Origin of the sequence: Aquimarina mycalae, from assembly GCF_029906345.1 — a bacterium.
Lineage (GTDB): Bacteria > Bacteroidota > Bacteroidia > Flavobacteriales > Flavobacteriaceae > Aquimarina.
In genome coordinates this window covers 1,018,627-1,044,373 of record NZ_JARYGY010000001.1, presented here as the reverse complement: position 1 = coordinate 1,044,373, position 25,747 = coordinate 1,018,627, and the positions used below count along the sequence as shown (strand labels likewise).

The window sequence follows — 25,747 nt, the reverse complement described above, 5'->3', positions numbered from 1 at the left end:
GGTGGTTATAGCATCGGGGCTCACCTCTTACCATTCCGAACAGAGAAGTTAAGCCCGTTAGCGCCAATGGTACTACAATCGTGGGAGAGTAGGTCGCCGCCTTCCTTGAAACCCTTCATTATAGATAATGAAGGGTTTTTTTATACCTGAAAATTAAAATGTATAGATTGATTATAATAATGTTAATCAGAAGGATGATCAATAAAGTGATTTTTTAAAATCAGATGATTACCAATTTTATTGTTAAAGTGAAAGATGTTAGTATAATGAATCGGTAATGAACTTAATAACTGGAGTATACTATAAACTAAAAGCCCAAATTGCAACTACAATTTGGGCTTTTTAATAGAGAGTATTTAACTAATTAGTCTCTAAGAATACTTCTGGAGATTACAATTTTTTGAATCTCGCTCGTTCCTTCATAAATCTGTGTGATCTTAGCATCACGCATTAATCGTTCTACATGATATTCTTTTACAAAACCATTACCACCATGTACTTGTACTGCTTCTACAGTGACATCCATTGCCGCTTGCGAAGCCGCTAACTTGGCCATAGCTCCCGATAGGTCATAATTTTCGTGATTATCTTTATCCATTGCTGCTTTATATACTAACATTCTAGCAGATTCAATTTGAACGTGCATATCAGCAAGCTTAAAAGCAATTGCTTGATGGTTCATAATTTCAGTACCAAAAGCTTTTCTAACTTTCGAATACTCTTTTGCTAATTCGTAAGCTCCTTGAGCAATACCTAAAGCTTGAGCAGCAATACCAATCCGACCACCAGCTAATGTTTTCATAGCAAATTTAAAACCAAATCCATCTTCTCCAATTCTATTCTCTTTAGGAACTTTTACATCATTGAAAATAAGAGAATGAGTATCACTTCCTCTAATTCCTAATTTATCTTCTTTCGGGCCAATTTCAAAACCTTCCCATCCTTTCTCTACAATAAAGGCATTGATTCCACGATGTTTCTTTTCTTTATCTGTTTGAGCTATAACTAGGTAGTAATCTGAAGTGCCTCCATTGGTGATCCAGTTTTTGGTTCCATTAAGAATATAGTGATCACCTTTGTCAATTGCTGTGGTTTTTTGTGAAGTAGCATCACTACCTGCTTCAGGTTCAGATAAACAAAATGCTCCAATAGATTCTCCAGTAGTTAATTTGGAGAGATATTTTTCTTTTTGTTCAGGAGTTCCATAAGTATCAAGTCCCCAACATACCAAAGAATTATTAACCGATACAATTACAGAACAGGAAGCATCTATTTTGGATAATTCTTCCATAACCAGTACATATGAAAGAGTATCCATACCTCCACCTCCATACTCTGGCGAAGCCATCATTCCTAAAAATCCAAGTTCTCCCATCTTTTTTACTTGTTCAGCAGGAAATTCTTGTTTATTATCTCTTTCGATTACTCCTGGTAATAATTCAGCCTTGGCAAAATCACGAGCTGCATCGCGTATCATTAATTGTTCTTCGGATAGTTTAAAGTCCATATTTGATCCTGATTTACTGTGCGTGCATAACACGCATATTCTACTTTTTGATGAAAATAAATCGAGATAAACTCGATATTTTTATTAATCCAACAAATATAAGTTATAATACGATAGTTTTGATGTTTTTTTTCTTTTTTGATTTTTCTTTTTTTGATCATTAAATAGTTGCTTTTAATGGGTGATTTCACTTAGTTTTTAACAAATATTTTATTAAACCAATAGGCATTATTTTTGAATTATTATTTTGGATAATTTAAGCTTTCACCCTATTAAGTTTTTTATATTTGTGAATTCGCTCACGTAGCACATTTCAATTTATTAAAATCATTTGTTATGAGACAACACTAACTCCGTAATGGAGGTGTATTTAATTAGAAATTTAGGATAGATAAAGTCTTAGGACTAAAGTGCATTTGTGTAAATTGAAATTTTAAAAATGAAAGAACTATTAAAAAAATACGAAAATAAAACTCCAGAAATAGTTTTTAACTGGAAGGATTCTGAAACCGAAGCTGAAGGTTGGGCTGTTATTAATTCTCTTAGAGGAGGAGCTGCTGGTGGTGGTACCAGAATGAGATTAGGATTAGATATGAACGAAGTCCTATCACTTGCAAAAACCATGGAGGTGAAGTTCACAGTTTCGGGACCTGAAATCGGAGGAGCCAAATCTGGAATTAATTTTGATCCTAATGATCCAAGAAAAAAGGGAGTTTTAGAAAGATGGTATAAAGCTGTTTCTCCACTTCTTAAAAGTTACTATGGAACTGGAGGAGATTTAAATGTAGATGAAATTCACGAAGTAATACCTATTACAGAAAATTGTGGTGTTTGGCATCCTCAAGAAGGTGTTTTTAATGGACATTTTCAGCCTACAGAAGCGGATAAAATAAATAGGATAGGTCAATTACGTCAAGGAGTGATAAAAGTACTGGAAAACACTATGTTTTCACCCGATGTGTCTAGAAAATATACTGTTGCAGATATGATTACTGGATATGGAGTAGCAGAAGCCGTAAGACATTATTATGACATCTATGGAGGTAGTGTAGAAGGAAAAAAAGCCATTGTACAAGGGTTTGGTAATGTAGGATCTGCAGCGGCATATTACCTTTCTGAGATGGGTGCTAAAGTTGTTGGGATTATAGATCATGCAGGAGGATTGATAAATGAAGATGGTTTTTCTTTTGATGAGATTAAGGAATTATACCTTAATAAAAAGGGAAATAAATTGTATAGTGAGACTTTAATTCCATTTGAAGAGTTAAATGAAAGAATTTGGTCAATTCAGACAGAAATATTCGCTCCATGTGCGGCTTCAAGGTTAATTACTAAGAACCAGATTACGCAGATGATAAACTCTGGATTAGAAGTAATCTCTTGTGGTGCTAATGTTCCTTTTGCCGACAAAGAAATATTTTTTGGTTCGATAATGGAATATACTGATGAACAAGTTAGTCTAGTACCAGATTTTATTTCTAATTGTGGAATGGCAAGAGTATTTGCGTATTTTATGGAAAGAAGAGTACTGATGACCGATGAAGCAATTTTTAATGATACATCGCAGACTATTAAAGATGCGATACAAAGAATTTTTGATAAGGATAATTCTAAAACCAATATAAGTAGAACAGCATTTGAAATAGCATTCAAACAGCTGGTTTAATTGTAACACAACTATAATAACGTATACTATGTTAAAATATTTTTTAGGAAATAGCCCAAAATGGTTTAAAACAATAATGATAGGATTTCTCATTTTTAATGTGTTGTCCTATTTTGTCTTAGGTCCCACAGTTACCGCATGGTTGTTTATAGGAGAGTTTATTTTTACGCTGGCAATGGCATTGAAATGCTATCCACTTCAATCTGGGGGATTATTAGCTATAGAAATTCTAGCATTAAACCTTACTTCACCTAAGAATGCATATCATGAAGTAGATCAAAACCTAGAAGTGGTTCTGTTATTGGTGTTTATGGTAGCAGGGATTTATTTTATGAAACCTTTGCTGATGTATATTTTTAGTAAAGTATTTACTAAGATAAAATCAAAGATGGTACTTTCCTTGTTGTTTGTATTTCTTGCGGCTGTACTTTCCGCTTTTCTAGATGCTTTAACAGTTACAGCCGTATTAATTAGTGTTGCTGTTGGTTTTTATGGAGTATATCATAAAATTCATTCTATGCCAGCTTCGGATTTTGACCATGATGGTACATTGGATAGAAAAGAATTGAGTGGAGAAACATTGGAGGAATTTAGGAGTTTTCTAAGAAGTTTAGTGATGCACGGAGTGGTAGGAACTGCTCTTGGGGGAGTTTGTACGTTAGTTGGAGAACCTCAAAATTTACTAATTGGAGAACGAATGGGATGGGATTTTATAGAATTCTTCGTAAAAATGGCTCCTATAACTTTACCTGTGCTAGGAGCGGGGTTATTAACCACAGTTGTTTTAGAACTTACAGGATCGTTTGGTTTTGGAGCAAAATTACCAGAAGTAGCAAGAAGAATTATAGAAAATTACACGGATCAAGAAGATGCAAATCGATCAGACAAATCTAAATACGGACTAATAGTACAAGCAATATCTGGAATATTGCTAATAATTGGTTTGGCGTTGCATTTAGCTCCAGTAGGATTTATTGGTTTAGCATTGATTATTGTACAAACTGCTTTTATGGGAATCACAGAAGAACATCAATTAGGTAAAGCCTTTGAAGAAGCTTTGCCTTTTACAGCTTTACTGGTGGTTTTCTTCGTTATAGTGGCAATGATCCATGACCAACATCTTTTTACTCCGATTATAGATTGGGCATTATCATTAGACCCAGCTAAACAACCTTCTATGTTTTATGTTGCTAATGGGGTATTATCAATGATTAGTGATAATGTATTTGTAGCTACAGTATATATTGGAGAAGTAAAACAAGCTTTTGATAATGGAGCTATTACTAGAGAGCAGTTTGAAAAACTGGCAATAGCAATAAATACAGGAACAAATTTACCTAGTGTTGCAACACCTAATGGGCAAGCAGCGTTCTTATTTTTGTTAACTTCCTCTTTGGCTCCTTTAATTGGATTGTCATACGGAAGAATGGTAAAAATGGCATTGCCTTATACCATTGTATTAGGAGGAATAGGCCTATTAGGAATAATTTATATATTATAGCATTTAGAAGGATTATACTTAACCAGTATAAATAACGTTAGTATACTAACACTAAATTAACAAGAATACATATGACCTATTTATTAATGCTCGGTGCCTTAGCCCAAAACACCAAAGAAATTGATCCAGAAATAGAAGAGAAAACATTATCAATAATCGACCTGTTGCTTAGTGGAGGAACAGGAGGAGTAGTTATTATTGCAATTCTTTTTGTACTATTATTTGTGGCAGTTTATATTTATTTTGAAAGAATTTTTGCTATAAAAGCGGCATCTAAGTACGACGAAAGCTTTATGCATCAGATAAGAGATAATGTGGCAAGCGGTAAAATAGAAGCTGCTAAAATTTTATGTGCGCAAACCAATAATCCCGTTTCTAGATTAACGGAAAAGGGAATTTCTAGAATTGGTAATCCTTTAGAAGATATTAATACTGCAATACAAAATGCAGGGCGTTTAGAAGTGTATAAGTTGGAGAAAAATGTAAGTATTCTTGCTACTGTAGCAGGTGCTGCTCCGATGATAGGATTCTTAGGGACTGTAATTGGTATGATTTTGGCTTTTCATAATCTAGCATCTAGCTCTGGAAGTGCGGATATGGGATCTCTGGCAGAAGGGATTTATACAGCGATGACAACAACAGTTGCTGGGCTTGTAGTAGGTATTGTAGCATATATTGGATATAATCATTTGGTAGTTAGAACAGATAAAGTTGTACATCAAATGGAAGCTACAGCCGTAGATTTTCTAGACCTGTTAAACGAACCTGCTTAATATGAATTTAAGAGGAAGAAATAAAGTAAGCCCAGAATTTAGCATGTCCTCCATGACGGATATTGTGTTTTTGTTATTGGTGTTTTTTTTATTGACATCACCAACAATAACTCCAGAAGCATTGGATTTGATATTGCCTAAAGCCAAAGGGAAGAGCTCTAACGTACAAAATATATCAGTAAGTATTACTAATAAATTACAGTATTATGTTGATAATGAGCGTATAAGTCAGAGTAGGTTAGAATCTACGTTAAGATCTAAATTAGCAGGTCAGAACGAGCCAACAATTATTCTTAGAGCCGAAGAAGGAGTTCCAATTGAGAAAGCTGTTGGTGTGATGGATATAGCTAACAGAAATAAATTTAAAGTAATATTAGCGGTAAAACCAGAATAATTAATGCTGAAATTAGATACGAAACATAAAAAGAAATCTTTTGTAATCACGACTATATTACACGTGGCTATTATTTTTTTATTGTTTTATCTGGGATTAAGCTATTTAGATCCGACACCAGAAGGTGGTATTGCGGTTAATTTTGGTACAACACTTACGGGATCGGGAAATATACAACCCAAAGAAGCTATTAAATCCTCTCCTAAACAAACTACTCCAGAACCAACACCTGTTACTCCAGAACCAGAACCAGAAACTCCTGAAATTACAGAAGAAGTAGTTACTCAAGAGATCGAAGATGCTCCAGTAGTAGAGGAAAAACCAAAAAAAGAACCTAAAAAGAAGGTTGAGAAACCAAAGGAAAAACCAAAGGATAAACCTATTGAACAGAAACCAGTTGAAAAACCGATTAAAAAACCGATTAAAAAACCAGTAGAAAAGGTTGAAGAAAAAAAACCAGATACTAAACCAGATAAATCTACATTAGATATATTAGATAGTTTTTCGAATGGACCTAAAAGTGATGGAAAAACAAAAGGCGGAGAAGGTGACGATAATAAGGCAGGTGATAAAGGAAATCCAAATGGGAATCCGTATGCTACTAGCTATTATGGTCAACCTGGACCTGGAGGAACTGGTGGAGTAGGATATGGTCTTAATGGTAGAGGTCGCCCAACCAATTCTAAGGTTGTACAAGAATGCAATGAAACAGGACGAGTAGTTGTGAAAATTGTGGTGAATAGACAAGGTCGAGTTGTTCAGGCAATTCCTGGTGTAAAGGGAACTACTAATAGTGCAAAATGTCTTTTGGATCCAGCAAAAAAAACAGCATTGACCTTTAGATGGAAAGCAGATCCAAAAGCTCCAGCAAAACAAATTGGATTTGTAGAAATTACTTTTGGTCTAGGTGAATAATCACAAATGATCAAATAGATAATTTTGGTTTTTAATATTTCTTCTTTATTTAGAATGAGTACCTTTAATCGATTTTTGAATTTAAAAGGGCTACAATGAATTTAAAAAAACTCTCTTCCTTACTTGCCATTGGATGTGTTTTATTTTTGATGTGTTACTATTTTGTCTCTAATAGTAGATATACGTTAAACAGCCAAAACACAAATCTTTTAGAAAAAAAAGATAAACTTCCTAATGACTTGCTTTTTATGCAAAGAGCGTATCCTAATGGAGAAATAAAATCTGGAGCAATTCAAGAAGGTATAGCCTGGAAACGTCAAACTAAGAAAAACTCTAAGAGGATTGCCAATGTATGGGAATTTACTGGGCCACTTAATATAGGTGGTCGTATTACAGATATTGAAATACCGTCAGGATCTACTACTACATTGTATGTTGGAGCTGCTTCAGGTGGAGTTTTTAGGTCTACTGATAATGCAGCAAGCTGGCAACCGATATTTGATGATCAGCCAATGCTGTCTATAGGAGATATAGAAATTTCTAAAACAAATAATAATCTGGTGTATGTAGGTACTGGAGAAGTTAATGCAGGAGGTGGATCCTTAGCATATGATGGAGATGGTGTTTATAAGAGTATAGATGGAGGAGATACATGGGAATCTAAGGGCTTACAGGATGTAGGTAGTATAAGTAAGATTATTATTGATCCGATGAATAATGATCAAATTTATGTGGGAGCAATGGGACCTTTGTTTCGAAATGATAATAATCGAGGAGTATATAGAAGTACAGATGGAGGAGATAGTTGGGAGAAGGTATTATTCATTAGTGCTAAAACAGGAGTAATCGATATGGCTATTCACCCTACGAACTCCAATATTGTGTATGCTGTAACCTGGGAACGTGAACGTACACCCCAAAATAGAACATATGGAGGGCCTACATCAGGAATTTATAGATCTATAGATGGAGGAGATAATTGGACAGAATTAACTACAGGCTTGCCAACAAATGGTAATTTAAAAGGCCGAATTAGTATCGATATTTCGCAATCTAACCCTAATGTGTTATATGCATCTTATGCCGATGCGATTGGTAATATACAAGGTGTTTATAGAACCAGTGATGGTGGAGATAATTGGATTACTGTAAATTCTAATCAGCTTACTAATGTAGGTTTTCACTGGTGGTTTGGAGGGCTCTTTATTGATCCTTCTGATGAAGATATTGTGTATCACGTAGGATTTGATATGCAAAAAACAGAAGATGGTGGTATGAATTGGCAAAACACTTTTATTAATACCCATGTAGATCAGCACGCATTAGCTTTTAACCCAATCAATTCTAATGAAGTATTTTTAGGAAATGATGGAGGTCTTTTTAGAACTACGAATAGTGGTGATTCATATACCAAAGATTTAAAATTACCGATAACCCAGTTTTATAGGTTTTATGTGGATCCTCAAAATAATAATAGATTGTATGGTGGGTGTCAAGATAATAGTACGATAAGAACTACTACAGGAGGTTTGTCTGATTGGTCGATTATAAATGGAGGTGATGGTTTTCAGCCATTGGTTAACAATACAAACTCTAGTATTATCTATGCGCTTTCTCAAAGAGGTTTTTTATCGAAGTCTATTGACGACGCAGCTTCGTTTAATTTAATTCTTAATGGGATAGATCCTTCTGACCGTAATAATTGGGATACGCCTATTGCATTTGATTCAGCTGATAATTCTATAATGTATTATGGAACTAATAGGTTGTATCAATCTACAGATTCTGGGGATAATTGGGTTTCTATTAGTGCAGACCTTACTAATGGATCTGGAATGGGTAATCTTAATTTTGGTACAATTACTACTATTGATGTTTCGCCAATTGATAGCGATATTATTTATGTTGGAACAGATGATGGTAATGTTTGGAGTACGGTTAATGGCGGAACATCCTGGACCAATATATCATCAACCTTACCTAATAGATGGGTAACTAGAGTTCAGGCTTCCCCAAATACTGTTAATACAGTTTATGTGACTTTTTCTGGATATCGTTATGGAGAAGATAATGGACATGTTTTTAGTAGTAATAATAATGGTGCTAATTGGACTGATCTTTCAAGTGGATTGCCAGATATACCAGTAAGCGATATTGAAATAGATGAGTTTGATAATTTGTTTTTGGGAACCGACATCGGAGTGTTAGCTTCGTCGGATGCGGGTGTCTCCTGGAATACGTTTGGAGATAATATGCCATCTGTAGTAGTTACAGATCTTCATATAGATGAGGCAACGGGATTTTTATATGCAGGGACATACGGTAGATCTAGCTATAGAATCAATATAAACCAGAATGTATTAAACGTTGAGGATGTGGTTTTAAATGAAAATACCTTTTCTGTGTATCCAAATCCAGCAAAAGAAAAAATTACTATTTCACTTAATGAGTTTTTAGCCGCTAAAAAAGTTACTATTTATAATCAACTAGGTCAGATACAAAAGACTTTTATGTTGGATGAAAAAAATAAGCAAATAGATATACGTGATTTGTCTAGTGGTTTGTATATATTAAAAGTAGGAGAAGTAGGAGCGAATTCTAGTAAGTTTATTAAAAAATAATATAGTTATCGATTACCAAGCAACTTTAGATTGGATGTTTGCCCAATTACCGATGTATCAACGCGTAGGCGCCAGTGCTTATAAAGTTGATTTGACGAATACAGTTGAATTAGCGTTGTATTTAAAAAACCCCGAAACCAAATTTAAAAGTATCCATGTGGCAGGAACTAATGGAAAAGGTTCCACGAGTCATATGTTAGCTTCTGTACTGCAAGAAGCCGGATATAAGGTTGGATTGTATACATCGCCGCATCTTAAAGACTTTAGAGAACGTATTCGAATTAACGGAAAGAAGATTTCTGAGGAATATGTGGTTGATTTTATGAACTCACATAGATTTTATTTTGAAGAGAACCAGATATCTTTTTTTGAAATGACGGTAGGTTTGGCTTTTCAATATTTTGCTGAGTCAAAAGTAGATATTGCAGTAATCGAAGTAGGATTAGGAGGAAGATTAGATTCAACCAATATCATTACACCTGAAATATCAGTGATTACTAATATAGGAATAGATCATACTCAGTTTTTAGGTACTACGATGTCAGAAATAGCATCAGAAAAAGCTGGAATTATAAAAAAAAATATCCCAGTAGTAATTGGCAGAACTACATCTGTTACAGAGCAGGTTTTTAGAGAAAAAGCTTCCGGACTTCATAGCGATGTTTTTTTAGCGGAAAATTATAAAGGAGATATTTTTGAGACTGATTTAAAAGGAGGGTATCAAAAAGAAAATATGAAGACCGCTTTGCAGACGCTTTCTGTTTTAAAAGCAAACGGTTGGGATATAGAGAATGAAATTATACAAAAAGGTTTATTGGCTGTAGTTAGTAATACAGGATTGCTAGGAAGATGGCAAGTGTTGCAAAAAACTCCTAAGGTAATATGTGACACTGCACATAACGAAGATGGTTTAAAAAGTGTGATAAAACAATTATCAGAAGAAAAATATGAAAACCTATATATAGTTTTAGGTGTAGTTAATGATAAAGTTCTAGATGATATTTTACCCCTTTTTCCAACTAAAGCAATATATTTTTTTACAAAGCCTGATATAAAAAGAGGGTTGGAGGAAAAAGTTTTAAAAAAAGAGGCAGAAAAATTCGGTTTAAAAGGGGATACCTATGATTCTGTACAGAAAGCGTATCAGGCTGCATTACAGCAAGCTAAGGATGGTGATCTAATATATGTAGGCGGTAGTACATTTGTAGTAGGAGAAATAATTTAATTTTTCTTTAAAATTCTTTTGGTAGACTGTAAAACTGTCTTATATTTGCATCCGCAATCGCAAGATAGCGGGCGCTTAGCTCAGTTGGTTCAGAGCACTTGGTTTACACCCAAGGGGTCAGGGGTTCGAATCCCTTAGCGCCCACATTAAATAAAAAATCCATTCAATTTTTTTGAATGGATTTTTTTTATCCCTTCTTTATAACTACTAGATAGTGGTATCAATTCTATATCTTTTATAAAAAAAATAAACTTCACCGCAAGTTTATTTTTCTAATAGCATCTAAATATAAAAACCCAAAATAATATGCATATAAGAATCTTGTTATTAGCTCTAGCAATTATAGGAGCTTCTTGCTCAGGAAATGAAGATGAATACGTTCAAATAGAAAATGAAGATGTTATAGATCAGTCTGTGATTTCTGATGTTTTTGGGCAAAACATTGATGTAAATGATTTGTATAATTATGAAAATCAAATCATTCCTAATTATATAACACAGGATAATACCGCGGGAAATGCCATAAGTGATGAGAAAGCAACGTTAGGGCGTGTTCTTTTTTACGATAAGAATTTATCATCTAATAATACAGTAGCGTGTGCTAGTTGTCATCAGCAAGCTTTTGCTTTTGGAGATATTAATGATGCTAGTATTGGTGTAAATGGAGAAACAGGAAGACATAGCATGCGATTGGTGAATGCTAGATTCGCTCGAGAAGATAATTTTTTCTGGGATGAACGTGCTAATACACTTGAAGAACAAACTACACAACCAATACAAGATCATGCCGAAATGGGATTTAGTGGAGCTAATGGTGATCCAAGCTTGGCTGACTTATTGGTTAAACTTGGAGATTTAGACTATTATCAGGAGTTGTTCACTTTTGCATATGGAGATAACGTGATTACAGAAACCCGTTTACAAGAAAGTTTAGCTCAATTTATTAGAAGTATACAGTCTTTTGATTCTAAATACGATATAGGTATAGGAATGGTTCAAAATGAGAATCAGGATTTTCCAAATTTTACAGCACAAGAAAATTTAGGAAAAAGCTTATTCATGACACCGCCGAATCAAAATGGAGCAGGTTGCGTAGCTTGTCATACCGCTCCAGAGTTTGATATTGACCCACAGAGCCGCAATAATGGTATATTTGGAGTGCTTGGAGATCCAGAAGCAACAGATTATACCATAACAAGATCTCCGTCTATAAGAGATGTGTTTAATAGTGCTGGTGTGTTAAACGGAGCATTGATGCATGATGCAAGTATGAGTACTTTTATTCAGGTGGTAAATCATTACAATAATATAGATCCTACAGGAAATCCTAATCTCGATAATCGACTTAGAGGTGGACCAGGAGGAAATGGGCAAAATTTAAACCTATCCAATGAAGAAATTCTGGCTTTAGAAGCATTTGTAAAAACATTGTCAGGGACCAATGTATATACCGATTTAAAATGGAGTGATCCGTTTTTAAATTAGTATTTATGTAGTTGCTTTTAAAATAAGGTGACTTGGATAATTAAAATTGATTTGTGATAAGAACATAAGTTTTGGTAAATATTCCTGCTATTGTTTCCTAAATTATTTATAAAATCAATTTACGTTGATAATAAATCGTTAGCTTTAGTAGCTGTACAATCAAATTTGTTTTAATGTCCAATTCATTACTTTTTATTCCAGATATATCTGGTTATACGCAGTTTGTTCAAACTACGGAGGTGGAACATAGTCAGCACGTGATTGCAGAATTACTGGAAATTTTAATTAAAGCAAACACGCAGCGATTACGATTGGCAGAAGTAGAAGGAGATGCATTGTTTTTTTATAAAGAAGGCGAAGTACCTTCACAAGAAAAATTGTTAGCGCAAATAGAGACCATGTTTACTGCGTTTTATAGTCATTTAAAATTGTTGGAAAAGAATCGAGTATGTCCTTGCAATGCCTGTGCTTCAGCGTCTAATTTACAATTAAAGATTATTGCGCATAGCGGAGAATTGCAGTTTATTACGGTACAAGAAAAACGAAAACCTTTTGGTCAGGTTGTGATTGAAGCACATCGATTGTTAAAGAATTCAATTGCTAGTGATAATTATGCTTTATTAAGTGAGGATTTATCTAAAGTTATTGGAATTTCAGATGATTATAAAAGTCAGCTATTCGGTTTTTCTAAGAATGAAGATAGTTATGATGGTAAAAACATTAAATACCTTTTTTCTGAAATTGATAAAGAAAAACTTAAGCTTACTTCTTATGAAACACCTTATGAGGTTCAGTTGAACCGTAAACCAGCGATAGTAATTGAAAAAGAGTATGATGTTTCTGGACAGGAATTGTTGGAGTATATTACTAATTATAGTTATCGTCATCATTGGGTAAAAGGAGTAGATGAATTTGAATATGACCCAGGTGAGGTTACTAGATTAGGTACAGAACATGTATGTGTTATTGATGGTAAACGACTAAATTTTACAACAGTGACAAAAACGGTAGAACCAGGTCAGCTTGTATATGGAGAGGTTACCACTGATGTTCCAATCATTGATTCATTGCATCAATTTTATATAATTACTCCGATTTCCGATGATAGGTGTATATTAATAGTAGAAATATATCCTAAAGCAATATCGATCTTTAAAAAGATTATGTTGTTATTAGTGATAAAAAGATCCTTCAGAAAGTCTTTAAAAGAATCCTTACATAATCTTGAAATTTATATCAATAAATAGAAAGTAAAATGATTCTTGATTAAATTAGATCCAGAATTCGTTCTAGCTTCATCCCTCTAGATCCTTTTATAAGAACTGCGTCTTTGATTTGAGCTAAGGATTCTTTTTCTAAGAAATCATCATAAGATTTAAATTTACGAATACGCATATCACTAGAAATAGTGTTATAAAAATTGTGCCCAATTAAGTATATGGTGTTAAAAGAATTTTGAATGGCTTGATCAACGATTTCCTGATGTTCTTCTGCAGCATCTTTACCAAGTTCAAACATATCACCGAGAAATACTGTTTTGGTGTCATATTTTAATTCCTCAAAATTATTTAGAGCAGCCCGCATGCTAGTTGGGTTTGCGTTATAAGCGTCTAAAATGACAGTGGTTTGGCTTTTTTTTATGATTTGTGATCGATTATTGTCAGGGATATATGATTCGATAGCTGATTTAATCTGATCAGGATTAATTTTGAAATAATTGCCAATAGTGATTGCTGCGGCAATATTAGTAAAGTTATAAGCGCCAATCAGATTGCTGTGTATAATGTTGTCTGTATAACGAATACTAACCATTGGGTTTACGGCTTGTAATTGTACAGATACATCACTTTTATCAGATGACGAAAAAGTAAATGCTTTCATTCCTTTTGCTTCATTCGCAAGTTTGGTATCTTCTGTGTTAAGAAAAACCAGCTTATTGGATTTCTTTAAATATGTATAAAGCTCAGTTTTACCTTGCAAAACACCTGCTAAACTCCCAAATCCTTCTAAGTGAGCTTTTCCTATATTTGTGATATAACCAAAGTCAGGAGTAGCAATACTGCATAAGAATCCTATTTCCTTAAGATGATTTGCGCCCATTTCTACAATTCCGATTTCAGTTTTTTGATTCATTGAAAGCAGTGTAAGAGGTACTCCGATATGATTGTTGAGATTGCCTAAAGTAGCGGTTGTATTGTAGTTTGATGAAAGTACACAGTTAATTAATTCTTTTGTGGTTGTTTTACCATTACTTCCAGTAAGTGCAATTATCGGAATATTTAAATACTTTCTATGATAAGATGCTAAATCTTGTAATGTTTTTAGAACGTTATCAACAAGAATATGTTTTTCTGAAGTGATATATTCTTTTTCATCTATTATGGCGTAAGAAGCTCCTTTTTTAATTGCCTGTTGAGCGTAAGTGTTGCCGTTAAAATTATCCCCTTTTAATGCAAAAAAAAGATTCTTGTCGGTAATCTTTCTTGTATCTGTACAAACACCGCTGCTTTCAATAAATATCTGGTGTATTTTTGCAATATCCATTGTATTATAACTGTATTAAAAAGCCCTGTGCATTTAGACAGGGCTTTAATTTTTTATAACGAACTAATAATGTCTCTGTTTTATCTTGGACTTCGGTGTTTAGGTGTTTTTTTGTTTTTAGCCTTTTCACCTACACGAGACATTGCATTTCTAAATCCTATGTAATCGGTAGCCATATCCTGAGGGAAAAATCTTCTCTGAGCAGGATCTAACCAATATGCTCTATCTTTCCATGAACCACCTTTATATACTCTTACTTCTTCACTTACAATAGTAGTTCTCTTACTAGATTCATCATATTGTCTGTCTAGTTTTGTGCTATCTTCTGCACTTGGCTCTACTTTATGAATAGGAGAGTTATACATTCTTCTATTAGGAGTATTTTCATCCTGAAATCCTTCATAATATCTAGAAGAACTTTTGTCACCATCTCTAAAGTTACGATTATCACTTTGTGTAAAGTTTGTTCTTAGATAGGTTTCGTTTTCATCAACTGGAGTTTGTAAGATTCCTCCTGGTAATACTCTGGCAACAATTTTTCCATTACTTAAAGTGTCATAAATAATAGAATCTGTAGTTACAATTTTTACAGTCCCATCAGGGTTTATAGCATTTTTAGTATATACGTTACCTCTATAGTAGTTAAAATCATTATACTCATCATCTACGATTGGTCTGTATACATCAGCTACCCATTCTGCTACGTTACCCGCCATATCATAAAGACCATAATCATTAGGGTCGTAAGATGCTACTGGGGCAGTAATATCTGCACCATCATCACTCCATCCTGCAATACCACCATAATCACCATCACCTTGCTTAAAGTTAGCTAATTGATCACCACGTGTTCTTCTTTTTCCAGAACGTGTATATTGTCCGTCCCAAGGATATTTTTTTCTACCTCTATAGATATTATAACTTCTTAATTCTACTAATCCTAGTGCAGCATATTCCCATTCAGCTTCTGTAGGGAGTCTGTATTTAGGCAAAAGTAATCCATCTTTACGTTGGATGTATAAACCAGTAGAGTCATTTCTTTTCTCATACTGTTCTGATTTTTTACCTCCTCTGGTAGCTTCATCGTTACCTCCGTAGGTTTGTGTAGGAGCATTTAAGTATGTATCTGTGTTAAAAGTACTCTCTGCAGAAACATCTTCAAAAGGAGCGTTTTCCTTTATTACTTGTTCTTCTTCTAGAATTCTTTCATTAACACGATCTGTTCTCCATTTACTGAATTCTACAGCTTGGATCCAGTTAACACCTACTACAGGATAATTAGCATATGCAGGATGGCGAAGGTAGTTATTCGTCATCATTTCGTTGAAACCTAATCGATTTCTCCATACTAATGTATCAGGAAGTGCTCCGTGATATATATTTTTATATTTTGGTTCTGTAGGAGGGTATACGCCTTTTAGCCAATCTAAATATTCAAGATACATCACATTAGTGACTTCCGTCTCGTCCATATAAAAAGATTGTACGTGCTGTTGAGTAGGGGTATTGTTCCAGTCATGCATAACATCATCCTGTACTCGTCCCATTGTGAAGGTTCCTCCCTCAACAAAGACTAAGCCTGGACCTGTCTCCTGTTCTTTGTAATTAGTGTTTACTTGAAATCCACCATCTTTGGAGTTGTATTTCCAGCCAGTGGCTCTAGAACTGTTGCCGTAATCTGTCTTGTTACAGCTAAACAGTAAGGTACTAATGGTAAGGACCATTAGCGACTTAAAAACTAACGCGTTTTTCATAATCTTAAGTTCGTTAAAGTAGAAATTAGGGCTTGCAATATAATAATTAACGTTAAATTTACCCTAATATTTTTAAAATAATATCAAATCGTAAAAAAATAAGTTTTTATGATTGACTTTGGTTTAACGTAATATTTTTGTGTTTATTATTATTTTTGAAGAAAAACCATAATTTGCGGAACACTAAAACTGTGTTAAACCCGTTATATGCTATGATGAAGAAAATTACAATTTTATGTGCGCTATTGATTTCTATATTTGTTTCGGCACAGCGAACAATAAATGTTGATATTACTTGGAAAAATGTAGTGATTAGTACAGCAAGTACTTCATTTACGGTTCCAGGATTTGATGAGAAAAATTTCGAATATCAAGACGATTTAGGTATCCTGTATACCATGCAATGGGATGAATCTGCCCAGATTAATAAAACAACTGCCAGAGTCAGTAATGTTGTTTATCAGAATATTTCGAGAGCTGAACTAAAAGATCTTGCCACAGAACTTGTTCCCAAAGAAATTAAATTTAACATACAATCGATACAAGCAAGGAATAAAAGAACTGGTTTTTTGAGTCTTTTTCCAATAATAAAAGAGGGTAGTACCTTTAAAAAAGTAGTTTCTTTTGATATTGAATATCAAACAGGAGCAAATAAGTCGTTCGCAAAAAAACTTCCTATTACTAATTCTGTGCTTGCTACAGGAAATTGGTATAAGTTTTATGTAGATAAGACAGGTGTTTTCAGAATTACACCTGCATTTTTGAGCAGTTTAGGAATGGATCTGTCTTCTGTAGATCCTAATACAATCAAAATATATGGAAACGGAGGTCGAATGTTGCCGCTTATCAATCAGGATAATACAGAATTTGATCTAAGAGAAAATGCAATTCAGATGGTTGGTGGTGATGATGGTAATTTTTCTGGAGATGATTATATATTAATGTATGGAGAAAATACTGAAGGTTATAGTGAAGAAAATATAACCAATATTAATTTGTATGCAGATAAGTCATACTATTATGTAACTGCTGGAGGTAGTAATGGTAGAAGAGTTTCTAATTTTACTGAACCAACAGATGTAGCGACAACTCAAATTAACTCTTTTACAGATTATCAATTTTATGAAGTAGACGAGTTTAATATTGTGAAAGTAGGAAGACGTTGGTTTGGAGATCGTTTTGATGTTCAAAGTAATAGAAATTATGATTTTAATTTTCCTAATCTGATTACAACAGAACCTATTCAATTGCGTGTTTTCGCTGCAGCAACATCGGCATCGACCTCAAGTATGAATGTCACAGTAAATGGCGTACAAGCGGGAGTACTTAGTTTTTCTCAGGTTACAGGAACTTCTTTGGGTTCTACCAGAGAACTTATACAAGATATAACTTCTAATTCTGATCAAGTTGCAATTAATCTGAATTATAATAATAATGGAAACCCTGCAGCTACGGGATATCTAGACTTTATAAGTTTAGAAGCAAAGAGAGCACTAACAGGTACAAATTCTCAAATGCAATTCTTTTATGATGAGGCTCCTGTATTAACAGGAGTTGGGCAATATAATATTACTAATTCGAGTTCAATATCACAAGTATGGGATGTTACTAATCCAGCATTAATCACTAGGGTAGCAAATGATAATGCTTCGTCTACATTAACTTTTAAAGCTAATATGGGTGAATCACGTCAGTATCTAGCAATTGTACCAACGGATTATTTTGATCCTATAGCTGATCAGGAAACTAGAGTAGATAATCAAGATATCAAAGGGACTGTTTTTCTAAATAATCAAGGACAATTTGAAGACGTAGATTATTTAATAATTTCTAATAATACGCTTTTACAAGCTGCGAATAGACTGGCAGAGCATCATCGAAATTTAAATAACTATAATGTAAAAGTGTTATCTCTGGACCAGATTTATCAAGAATTCGGAAGTGGTAAACAAGATATTGTAGCAATCCGAAACCTTATTAGGTATGTATACGAAAACGCTTCAAGTATTGATGAACGGTTGAAATATGTGTGTTTTTTTGGAGATGCATCCGTAGATTATAAAGGGTTGCTCCTAAGAGAGAATTGTTCAGATAGTAATATAGTTCCGACATTCCAGAGTTTAAGTAGTTTTTCTTTAGTTAGTTCTTTTGCAACAGATGATTTTTTTGGTTCGATGGATCCTCTAGAAGGGCGAATGGTTGCTAGTGATCAGTTAGATATCGCGGTAGGGAGAGTATTAGCAGATACACCTCAATTAGCGGATGCGATGGTTTCTAAGATTGTTAATTATGATAGTGAGCAATCCTATGGTAGATGGAGAAACTCAGTACTGCTAATCGCAGATGATGTGGATGTTGATTGGGAAGAAACTATTCAGCGAAATTTAGATGAATTAGGAGAAGAATTAGTACAGAGAAAACCTTATTTGAATCTTACAAAGATATATGCAGATGCTTTTCAACAAGAATCTTCAGCTTCTGGAAGTAGATACCCTAAAGTAAATGAAGCTATTTCTAGTGCAATAGAAACTGGAGCCGTCGCTATTGATTATTTTGGACATGGAGGTGAAGATGGATTGGCAAAAGAATTTATATTTAATAAATCTGACGGAAGTGACTTAGAGAATACAAATAGATATCCGATTTTTATTACAGTAACCTGTGAGTTTACAAAGTTTGATAACCCTTGTAGAGATACTGCGGGTGAACTTACATATTGGAATACTAATGGCGGAGCTGTGGGACTAATTAGTACTACCAGAGATGTTATTGTAACATTTGGAATTTCGGTTAATGATAGATTATCAGAGTTTTTGTTCCCTAATGGATCAGATTACCCAACAGTTGCAGAAGCTGTTAGGCAAATGAAAAATTCGTATACAACGAATAGTAGAAGAGTAGTTTTCTTTTTTGGAGATCCTGCAATGAAAATGGCCGTTCCGAAACCAAATGTTCGACTAACAAGTATTAATGATGTGCCAATTACGCAACCTGTTGATACACTAAAAGCTTTGAGTAGAATTAAAGTCTCTGGAGAGGTTGTGAATGAGTCTGGTACGTTATTGTCAGATTATAATGGAGTATTATCTACAACTATTTACGATAAAGAAATAGATAGAGAAACGCTGGCTAATGATAATACTAGAAATAGTGCAGGGCAGATTATTAAGTTAAATTTCCAAACTTTAGGAGAAATTATTTTCAGAGGAAAAGCATCCGTTACAAACGGTCTTTTTGATTTTGAATTTATTGTACCAAGAGATATTGGTATACCTGTAGATACTGGAAGAATAAGTTTTTACTCTTCTAGAAACGGAGTTTTAGAAAACCAAACTGGAGTCGATCAAACAATTCTTGTAGGAGGATTAAATGAAAATGCACCTGAAGATAATGTCGGTCCTCAAATTCAACTATTTATGAATGATGAGAGTTTTATTTCTGGTGGTGTAACGAACGATTCTCCAATACTTATAGCAAAACTTCAGGACGATAATGGTATTAATACAGCAAGTGGTATAGGTCATGACATTTCGGCAATATTGGATGGTGATGAATCTAATCCTTTTATTCTGAATGACTTCTATGAAACAGAAATAGATGATTTTACTAATGGAGTTGTAAACTTTAAATTTAAAGACTTGGAACCTGGATTACATACACTAACATTTAAAGGTTGGGATGTGTATAATAACTCATCAACTCAAGAAATTCAATTTGTAGTCGCAGATGCTGCAGGCTTTACTTTAAATAATGTTCTTAATTATCCAAACCCTTTTGTGAGTCATACAGAATTTTGGTTTGAACATTCTAGTTCGATAAGCGATGTTCTGGAAGTGCAAGTTCAGGTGTTTACAGTTTCTGGAAAGGTAATCTGGACAAGCAATCAAACGCTTTCAGGAAAAACAAGTTATAGAGAAGATATTCAATGGAATGGGCGTGATGATTTTGGAGATAAGTTAGGAAAAGGTGTGTATGTATATAAGATATCGGTAAAATCAACGTTAACAAATCAGCGAGTAGAGAAATTTGAAAAACTTGTAATACTATAAATAACTAAATAACTATATATTTGTCAAAATCAATTTTCAACATGAGAAAAATCATAATTCTTGGGTTTGTGTTTTTAACACTATCAAATTTTAAAATGCAAGCACAATTAGAACGAGCTATAACAACAGCGGTACCATTTTTATTAATTGCTGCTGATGCAAGAGCAGCAGGTTTAGGTGATCAAGGGGTTGCAACGACACCAGATGCATTTTCACAACAATGGAATCCAGCTAAATATGCGTTTGCAAAAAAACAACAAGGAGTTGGAGTTAACTATACCCCTTATTTAAGTAGCTTAGTAAATGATATTGGGTTAGGTAACCTTACATATTATAATAGGATTAACGAGCGTAGTGCTATCGCTGCCAGTTTTAAATATTTTAGTCTTGGAGAAATAGAATTTAGGGAGAATGCTAATGATCTGGGATTGATACAAAAACCAAATGAATTAACCTTTGATGTGTCTTATGCACTGCAATTGAGTCCATCATTTTCTATGGGTGTTACTGGTCGTTATTTGAGGTCAGACTTAAAACTAAACCAAGTATCTGAAGCTGAAGCTGCGGGTAGTTTTGGAGTAGATGTTTCTGCATATTATCAAAGTGAAGAAGTAGCTTATAATTCTTTTAATGGTAGGTGGAGAGCAGGATTGAATGTCTCTAATATTGGGCCTAAAATAAAGTATGACGATGCAGGTCAGGAAAACTTTATACCTACTACATTTAGGTTAGGTGTAGGTTTTGACTTTCTTTTAGATGAGTATAATAGAATTACACCTTCATTAGAGTTCGCTAAATTGTTGGTGCCAAGTCCTCAGGATTTTGATAATGATGGAGATATTGATGCAGAAGACAATGCAGAATATCAGAGTATAAGTTCTTTCGGAGCAATTTTTTCTTCTTGGGGAGATGCTGACGGTGGTTTCAGTGAGGAGTTAAAAGAATTTACTTGGTCTTTAGGAGCAGAGTATGTATATAAAGATGTATTCTCTTTCAGAGGAGGATATTTTAATGAAGCTGAAGAAAAAGGAGCACGTAAGTTTGTGTCTCTTGGACTAGGTTTTAGATATACAGTAGTAAACATAGATATGTCATATTTATTCTCAACTTCTGCGGTAAGAAGTCCATTAGAAGGAACACTTCGTTTTGGTCTTTCGTTTAATTTTGGAGATGATTATTACGATAGATAGGATAAAATATTTAATGATAAAAGAAAAGTATCAGACATTAAGGTTTGATACTTTTTTTGTTTATAGTACATTGTATCCCCTTAATTATATAAAAAAAGCAATATATTTTGGATTAACCATGTATCAATGATTACTATTTTTGATAAATATTGCTTTAAAATTTTAAATGCGTGAAAGAAATAGAGATCAAATCCACTTTACAGGTATATGACACCTTTGAAGAACTTCCAGAAGATATTCAGGGGTTAATGCAACAATCTTTTGATATAAGAGACAAAGCATATGCGCCATATTCAGAATTTTTGGTGGGTGCTGCATTATTATTAGAAAATGGAGAAGTGATTGTAGGTAATAATCAAGAGAATGCATGCTATCCATCTGGATTATGTGCAGAACGTACAGCGATCTATTATGCGGGAGCAAATTTTCCTGATGTTCCTATTCTTACAATGGCGCTTTCAGCTAAATCATTGAAGCATCAGTTAGTTACGCCAACGCCACCTTGTGGATCGTGCAGGCAATCCATTGCCGAATATGAACTAAAACAGAAAAAACCTATTGAGATATATTTTATGGGAGAAACAGGAAAAGTGGTGAAATCTTACTCTTTAGCTAATTTATTACCCCTTATTTTTGATAATTCATATTTATAACGTTTTCGTACATTTTTATCCTAAAACTCCTTTCTCCTTAGTAATGAATATATTATTTTTGTTTTTCGCTTAATTGAGAAATAAGCAGAAAAATTCTGTAATTGTTAGAGAGGTCGGCGATAATGCTGGCTTAATTTTGAAATATCATTACATTTTAAATGAAAAAAGTAACCAAAGAAGTTTACCTGAAGTGGTACGAGGATATGCTTTTCTGGAGAAAGTTTGAAGACAAGCTAGCTCAGGTATATATCCAACAAAAAGTAAGAGGGTTTTTACATTTATATAACGGTCAAGAAGCTATTTTAGCAGGTGCCTTGCATGCAATGGACCTTACTAAAGATAGAATGATTACCGCATATCGTAATCATGTACAACCTATCGGTATGGGCGTAGATCCTAAAAGAGTAATGGCAGAACTTTTTGGAAAAGGTACAGGTACCTCTCAAGGAATGGGAGGATCGATGCATATCTTTTCTAAAGAACATAGATTCTATGGAGGACATGGGATTGTTGGAGGACAGATTCCTTTAGGAGCTGGTTTAGCATTTGCAGATAAGTACTATAAAAGAGATTCGGTTACCTTAACTTTTATGGGTGATGGAGCAACACGTCAAGGATCACTTCACGAAGCTTTTAATTTAGCAATGTTATGGAATCTTCCAGTTGTATTCTGTGTAGAGAATAATGGGTATGCTATGGGTACCTCTGTAGAAAGAACTGCGAATCATACAGATATCTGGAAACTAGGATTAGGGTACGAAATGCCTTGTGGCCCAGTAGATGCTATGAATCCTATAAAAGTAGCCGAAGCATTTGATGAAGCAATTACAAGAGCAAGAACTGGTGGAGGACCAACTTTTCTTGAACTTAAAACATATCGATACAGAGGGCATTCTATGAGTGATGCTCAGAAGTATCGAACTAAAGAAGAAGTAGCAGAATATCAAAAGATTGACCCGATTACTCAGATCCTTGATATTATTAAGGATAAAAAATATGCTACAGATGAAGAGATTGCTGCAATAGATAAAGGAGTAAAAGATAGAGTAGCAGAATGTCAAAAATTTGCTGAGGAATCTCCATTCCCAGAGAAAAATTTGATGTACGATGTTGTATATGAACAAGAGGATTACCCATTTTTATCACACAAACCACAATAGATTATGGCTACAGTAATTAATATGCCGCGATTGAGCGATACCATGGAAGAAGGAGTTGTCGCGAAGTGGCTTGTTAAAAAAGGGGACAAAATTAGTGAAGGAGATATCCTTGCAGAAATTGAAACCGATAAAGCAACTATGGAATTCGAATCTTTTTATGAAGGAGTGTTACTTCATATTGGAATAGAAGAAGGAGAAACGGCTCCCGTAGATAAATTGCTTGCGATTATTGGTGATGAAGGAGAAGATATTTCAGATTTACTAAACGGAAATACTGCATCGCAGTCGGAAGCTCCAAAAGAAGAAAAAACGGAAACTCCTGCACCAAGTTCAACAGAAACAGCAACGGTTCCTGAAGGTGTAGAAGTAATTACTATGCCTCGTCTTAGTGATACTATGGAAGAAGGTACGGTAGCTACTTGGCTTAAAAAAATAGGAGATACTGTAGAAGAAGGTGATATATTAGCAGAAATAGAAACCGATAAGGCGACTATGGAATTTGAATCCTTCTATAATGGAACTTTATTACATATAGGGATAGAAGAAGGGCAAACAGCACCTGTAGATGCGTTACTGGCTATTATTGGTCCTGCAGGAACAGATGTTTCTGGTTTAAAAGATGGGGTTCCTGTTGCTGCAAATTCTGCGACAAGTGAAACCGCTCCTGTAAAAGAGGATACTGTAGAAACAGCCACAGTAAGTGCTGTAAACAATGCATCTGGAGGAAGAATATTTGCTTCTCCATTAGCTAAAAAAATAGCAGCAGATAAAGGTATCGATCTATCTCAGGTAAAAGGAACTGGAGAAAATGGAAGAATTATAAAGAAAGATGTAGAATCATTTACGCCTTCTACGGCAATTAGTGCTTCAGTATCAGCAAAGACAACAACTTCAACTCCAGCAATTCAAACGTTTACTCCAGCAGGAGAAGAGAGTTTTGAAGAAGTAAAGAATTCGCAGATGCGTAAAGCAATTGCAAGAGGTCTTTCTGCATCCAAGTTTACAGCTCCTCATTATTATTTAACTATTGAGGTAGGTATGGATACTGCAATTTCTTCTCGTAAGATTATAAATGAATTACCTGATACAAAAGTGTCATTTAATGATATGGTTGTTAAAGCTTGTGCCATGGCTTTAAGAAGACATCCACAGGTAAATACAACGTGGAAAGACGATGTAACTGTATATAACAAACATATAAATATTGGAGTTGCAGTAGCTGTTCCTGATGGTTTGGTTGTACCAGTATTACCATTTACCGATCATATGAATATTATGGAGATTGATACTAAGGTACGAGATTTGGCAACCAGAGCGAGAGACAGAAAATTGACTCCTCAGGAAATGAGTGGAAGTACATTTACAGTTTCTAATTTAGGAATGTTTGGTATACAAGAGTTTACTTCGATTATTAATCAACCGAATTCTGCTATTTTATCAGTAGGAGCAATTGTCAAGAAACCTGTAGTAAAAAACGATCAGGTTGTAGTTGGTAATACGATGAAAGTAACGTTAGCTTGTGATCATAGAACTGTAGATGGAGCCACTGGAGCTCAGTTTTTACAAACGTTAAAACAATATCTGGAAAATCCAGTGACCATGTTGGCGTAATAGAAAAGTAAAACTTTAAATTATAAATCCCACTTCAAAAGAAGTGGGATTTTTTTATATTTAAAAAATGAATAAGAGAATTGAAAATCTGAAATCTAATACGTTATCCAATAAAACATTTTTATTAAAAGAATATATTTTCGAGTATAAACATACTGAGGCACATGTGCCAGAAAAACATCTTAGAGAAGTCTATGATCACGGAGATGGAGCCTCTGTATTACTTTATAATCGTTTAAAAAAAACAGTAGTTTTAACAAGACAGTTTAGACTACCAACATATTTAAACGGAAACAAATCAGGAATGAGTATTGAAGTGTGTGCAGGATCATTGGATGGAGATACTCCTGAAGTCTGTGCAAAAAAAGAAGCACTTGAAGAAACAGGTTATAATGTGAGTTCTGTAGAAAAAGCATTTTCAGTATACGCATCTCCTGCTACAATGACCGAAATTGCTCATTTATTTATTGCGGAGTATACAGATGAAATGAAAGTGGAAAAAGGAGGAGGTCTGGATCATGAAGAAGAGTATATTGATGTGTTAGAAATAAATTTTGATAAAGCATTCGATATGATGAAAACTGGAGATATTAAAGATGCCAGAACCGTTATGTTACTTCAATTTCTGAAAATAAAAGGTATAATGCTATCTTAATTTCATTTCTAAGAGTGTTCTTTTTAAGTATCTTTAGCAAAAAT

At 34.2% G+C, this 25,747-nt stretch carries 18 protein-coding genes, 1 tRNA gene and 1 rRNA gene; 17 read left to right on the top strand and 3 right to left on the bottom strand.

Features of this window, described 5'->3' with window-relative positions; genetic code table 11:
• Window positions 1-105: ribosomal RNA gene (gene rrf, locus QBK95_RS04635) — 5S ribosomal RNA — on the top strand; the annotation flags it as partial.
• A gap of 259 nt (window positions 106-364) precedes the next feature.
• Here rrf and QBK95_RS04630 read toward each other — a convergent pair.
• A complete protein-coding gene (locus QBK95_RS04630) occupies window positions 365-1,507 on the bottom strand; it encodes an acyl-CoA dehydrogenase (protein ID WP_280931055.1) in 1,143 nt (380 codons plus the stop codon).
• A 439-nt stretch (window positions 1,508-1,946) separates the two neighbouring features.
• Here QBK95_RS04630 and QBK95_RS04625 point away from each other — a divergent pair, with 439 nt between their 5' ends.
• From QBK95_RS04625 to QBK95_RS04580, 10 genes are all read left to right on the top strand, one after another.
• Entirely contained in the window at window positions 1,947-3,173 is a 1,227-nt protein-coding gene (locus QBK95_RS04625) for a Glu/Leu/Phe/Val dehydrogenase dimerization domain-containing protein (protein ID WP_280931054.1), read from the top strand.
• Between the two features lie 28 nt (window positions 3,174-3,201).
• Window positions 3,202-4,674 carry a sodium/proton antiporter NhaB gene (gene nhaB, locus QBK95_RS04620; RefSeq protein WP_280931052.1) on the top strand — a complete coding sequence of 491 codons (1,473 nt, stop codon included), beginning with the start codon at window positions 3,202-3,204 and terminating at the stop codon, window positions 4,672-4,674.
• Between the two features lie 86 nt (window positions 4,675-4,760).
• Entirely contained in the window at window positions 4,761-5,447 is a 687-nt protein-coding gene (locus QBK95_RS04615; RefSeq protein WP_280931077.1) for a MotA/TolQ/ExbB proton channel family protein, read from the top strand.
• A 1-nt stretch (window position 5,448) separates the two neighbouring features.
• Window positions 5,449-5,841 carry an ExbD/TolR family protein gene (locus QBK95_RS04610; protein ID WP_280931050.1) on the top strand — a complete coding sequence of 131 codons (393 nt, stop codon included), beginning with the start codon at window positions 5,449-5,451 and terminating at the stop codon, window positions 5,839-5,841.
• Window positions 5,842-5,844: 3 nt separating this feature from the next.
• Window positions 5,845-6,756 carry an energy transducer TonB gene (locus QBK95_RS04605; protein WP_280931049.1) on the top strand — a complete coding sequence of 304 codons (912 nt, stop codon included), beginning with the start codon at window positions 5,845-5,847 and terminating at the stop codon, window positions 6,754-6,756.
• A 95-nt stretch (window positions 6,757-6,851) separates the two neighbouring features.
• The gene (locus tag QBK95_RS04600) at window positions 6,852-9,377 is read left to right on the top strand and encodes a T9SS type A sorting domain-containing protein (protein WP_280931047.1); all 2,526 of its coding nucleotides are present in this window, start codon (window positions 6,852-6,854) and stop codon (window positions 9,375-9,377) included.
• A 34-nt stretch (window positions 9,378-9,411) separates the two neighbouring features.
• Window positions 9,412-10,602 (top strand): bifunctional folylpolyglutamate synthase/dihydrofolate synthase, encoded by a 1,191-nt coding sequence (locus tag QBK95_RS04595; protein ID WP_348637320.1) that lies wholly within the window; start codon window positions 9,412-9,414, stop codon window positions 10,600-10,602.
• A gap of 69 nt (window positions 10,603-10,671) precedes the next feature.
• A tRNA-Val gene (locus QBK95_RS04590) sits at window positions 10,672-10,746 on the top strand.
• 162 nt (window positions 10,747-10,908) lie between these two features.
• A complete protein-coding gene (locus QBK95_RS04585; RefSeq protein WP_280931045.1) occupies window positions 10,909-12,087 on the top strand; it encodes a cytochrome-c peroxidase in 1,179 nt (392 codons plus the stop codon).
• Window positions 12,088-12,260: 173 nt separating this feature from the next.
• On the top strand, window positions 12,261-13,334 hold the full coding sequence (locus tag QBK95_RS04580; RefSeq protein WP_280931043.1) for a DUF2652 domain-containing protein: 1,074 nt from the start codon (window positions 12,261-12,263) through the stop codon (window positions 13,332-13,334).
• A gap of 19 nt (window positions 13,335-13,353) precedes the next feature.
• On the opposite strand, the gene QBK95_RS04575 is transcribed toward QBK95_RS04580, so the two are convergent.
• On the bottom strand, window positions 13,354-14,631 hold the full coding sequence (locus tag QBK95_RS04575; protein ID WP_280931041.1) for a UDP-N-acetylmuramoyl-tripeptide--D-alanyl-D-alanine ligase: 1,278 nt from the start codon (window positions 14,629-14,631) through the stop codon (window positions 13,354-13,356).
• Window positions 14,632-14,711: 80 nt separating this feature from the next.
• The gene (gldJ, locus tag QBK95_RS04570) at window positions 14,712-16,385 is read right to left on the bottom strand and encodes a gliding motility lipoprotein GldJ (protein WP_280931039.1); all 1,674 of its coding nucleotides are present in this window, start codon (window positions 16,383-16,385) and stop codon (window positions 14,712-14,714) included.
• A gap of 212 nt (window positions 16,386-16,597) precedes the next feature.
• Between gldJ and porU the strand changes: the two genes are divergently transcribed.
• The 6 genes from porU to QBK95_RS04540 all read left to right on the top strand — a co-directional run bounded on the left by porU (window position 16,598) and on the right by QBK95_RS04540 (window position 25,703).
• Entirely contained in the window at window positions 16,598-20,434 is a 3,837-nt protein-coding gene (gene porU / locus QBK95_RS04565) for a type IX secretion system sortase PorU (RefSeq protein WP_280931037.1), read from the top strand.
• A gap of 41 nt (window positions 20,435-20,475) precedes the next feature.
• Window positions 20,476-21,624 carry a type IX secretion system outer membrane channel protein PorV gene (gene porV / locus QBK95_RS04560; RefSeq protein WP_280931035.1) on the top strand — a complete coding sequence of 383 codons (1,149 nt, stop codon included), beginning with the start codon at window positions 20,476-20,478 and terminating at the stop codon, window positions 21,622-21,624.
• A gap of 170 nt (window positions 21,625-21,794) precedes the next feature.
• On the top strand, window positions 21,795-22,277 hold the full coding sequence (locus QBK95_RS04555; RefSeq protein ID WP_280931033.1) for a cytidine deaminase: 483 nt from the start codon (window positions 21,795-21,797) through the stop codon (window positions 22,275-22,277).
• 158 nt (window positions 22,278-22,435) lie between these two features.
• A complete protein-coding gene (gene pdhA / locus QBK95_RS04550; protein WP_280931031.1) occupies window positions 22,436-23,437 on the top strand; it encodes a pyruvate dehydrogenase (acetyl-transferring) E1 component subunit alpha in 1,002 nt (333 codons plus the stop codon).
• 3 nt (window positions 23,438-23,440) lie between these two features.
• Window positions 23,441-25,048, top strand: coding sequence for a pyruvate dehydrogenase complex dihydrolipoamide acetyltransferase (locus QBK95_RS04545; protein ID WP_280931029.1), 1,608 nt, complete (start codon window positions 23,441-23,443; stop codon window positions 25,046-25,048).
• A 67-nt stretch (window positions 25,049-25,115) separates the two neighbouring features.
• Window positions 25,116-25,703, top strand: a complete 588-nt coding sequence (locus tag QBK95_RS04540; protein WP_280931027.1) for an NUDIX domain-containing protein — start codon at window positions 25,116-25,118, stop codon at window positions 25,701-25,703.
• The last annotated feature ends 44 nt before the right edge of the window (window positions 25,704-25,747 follow it).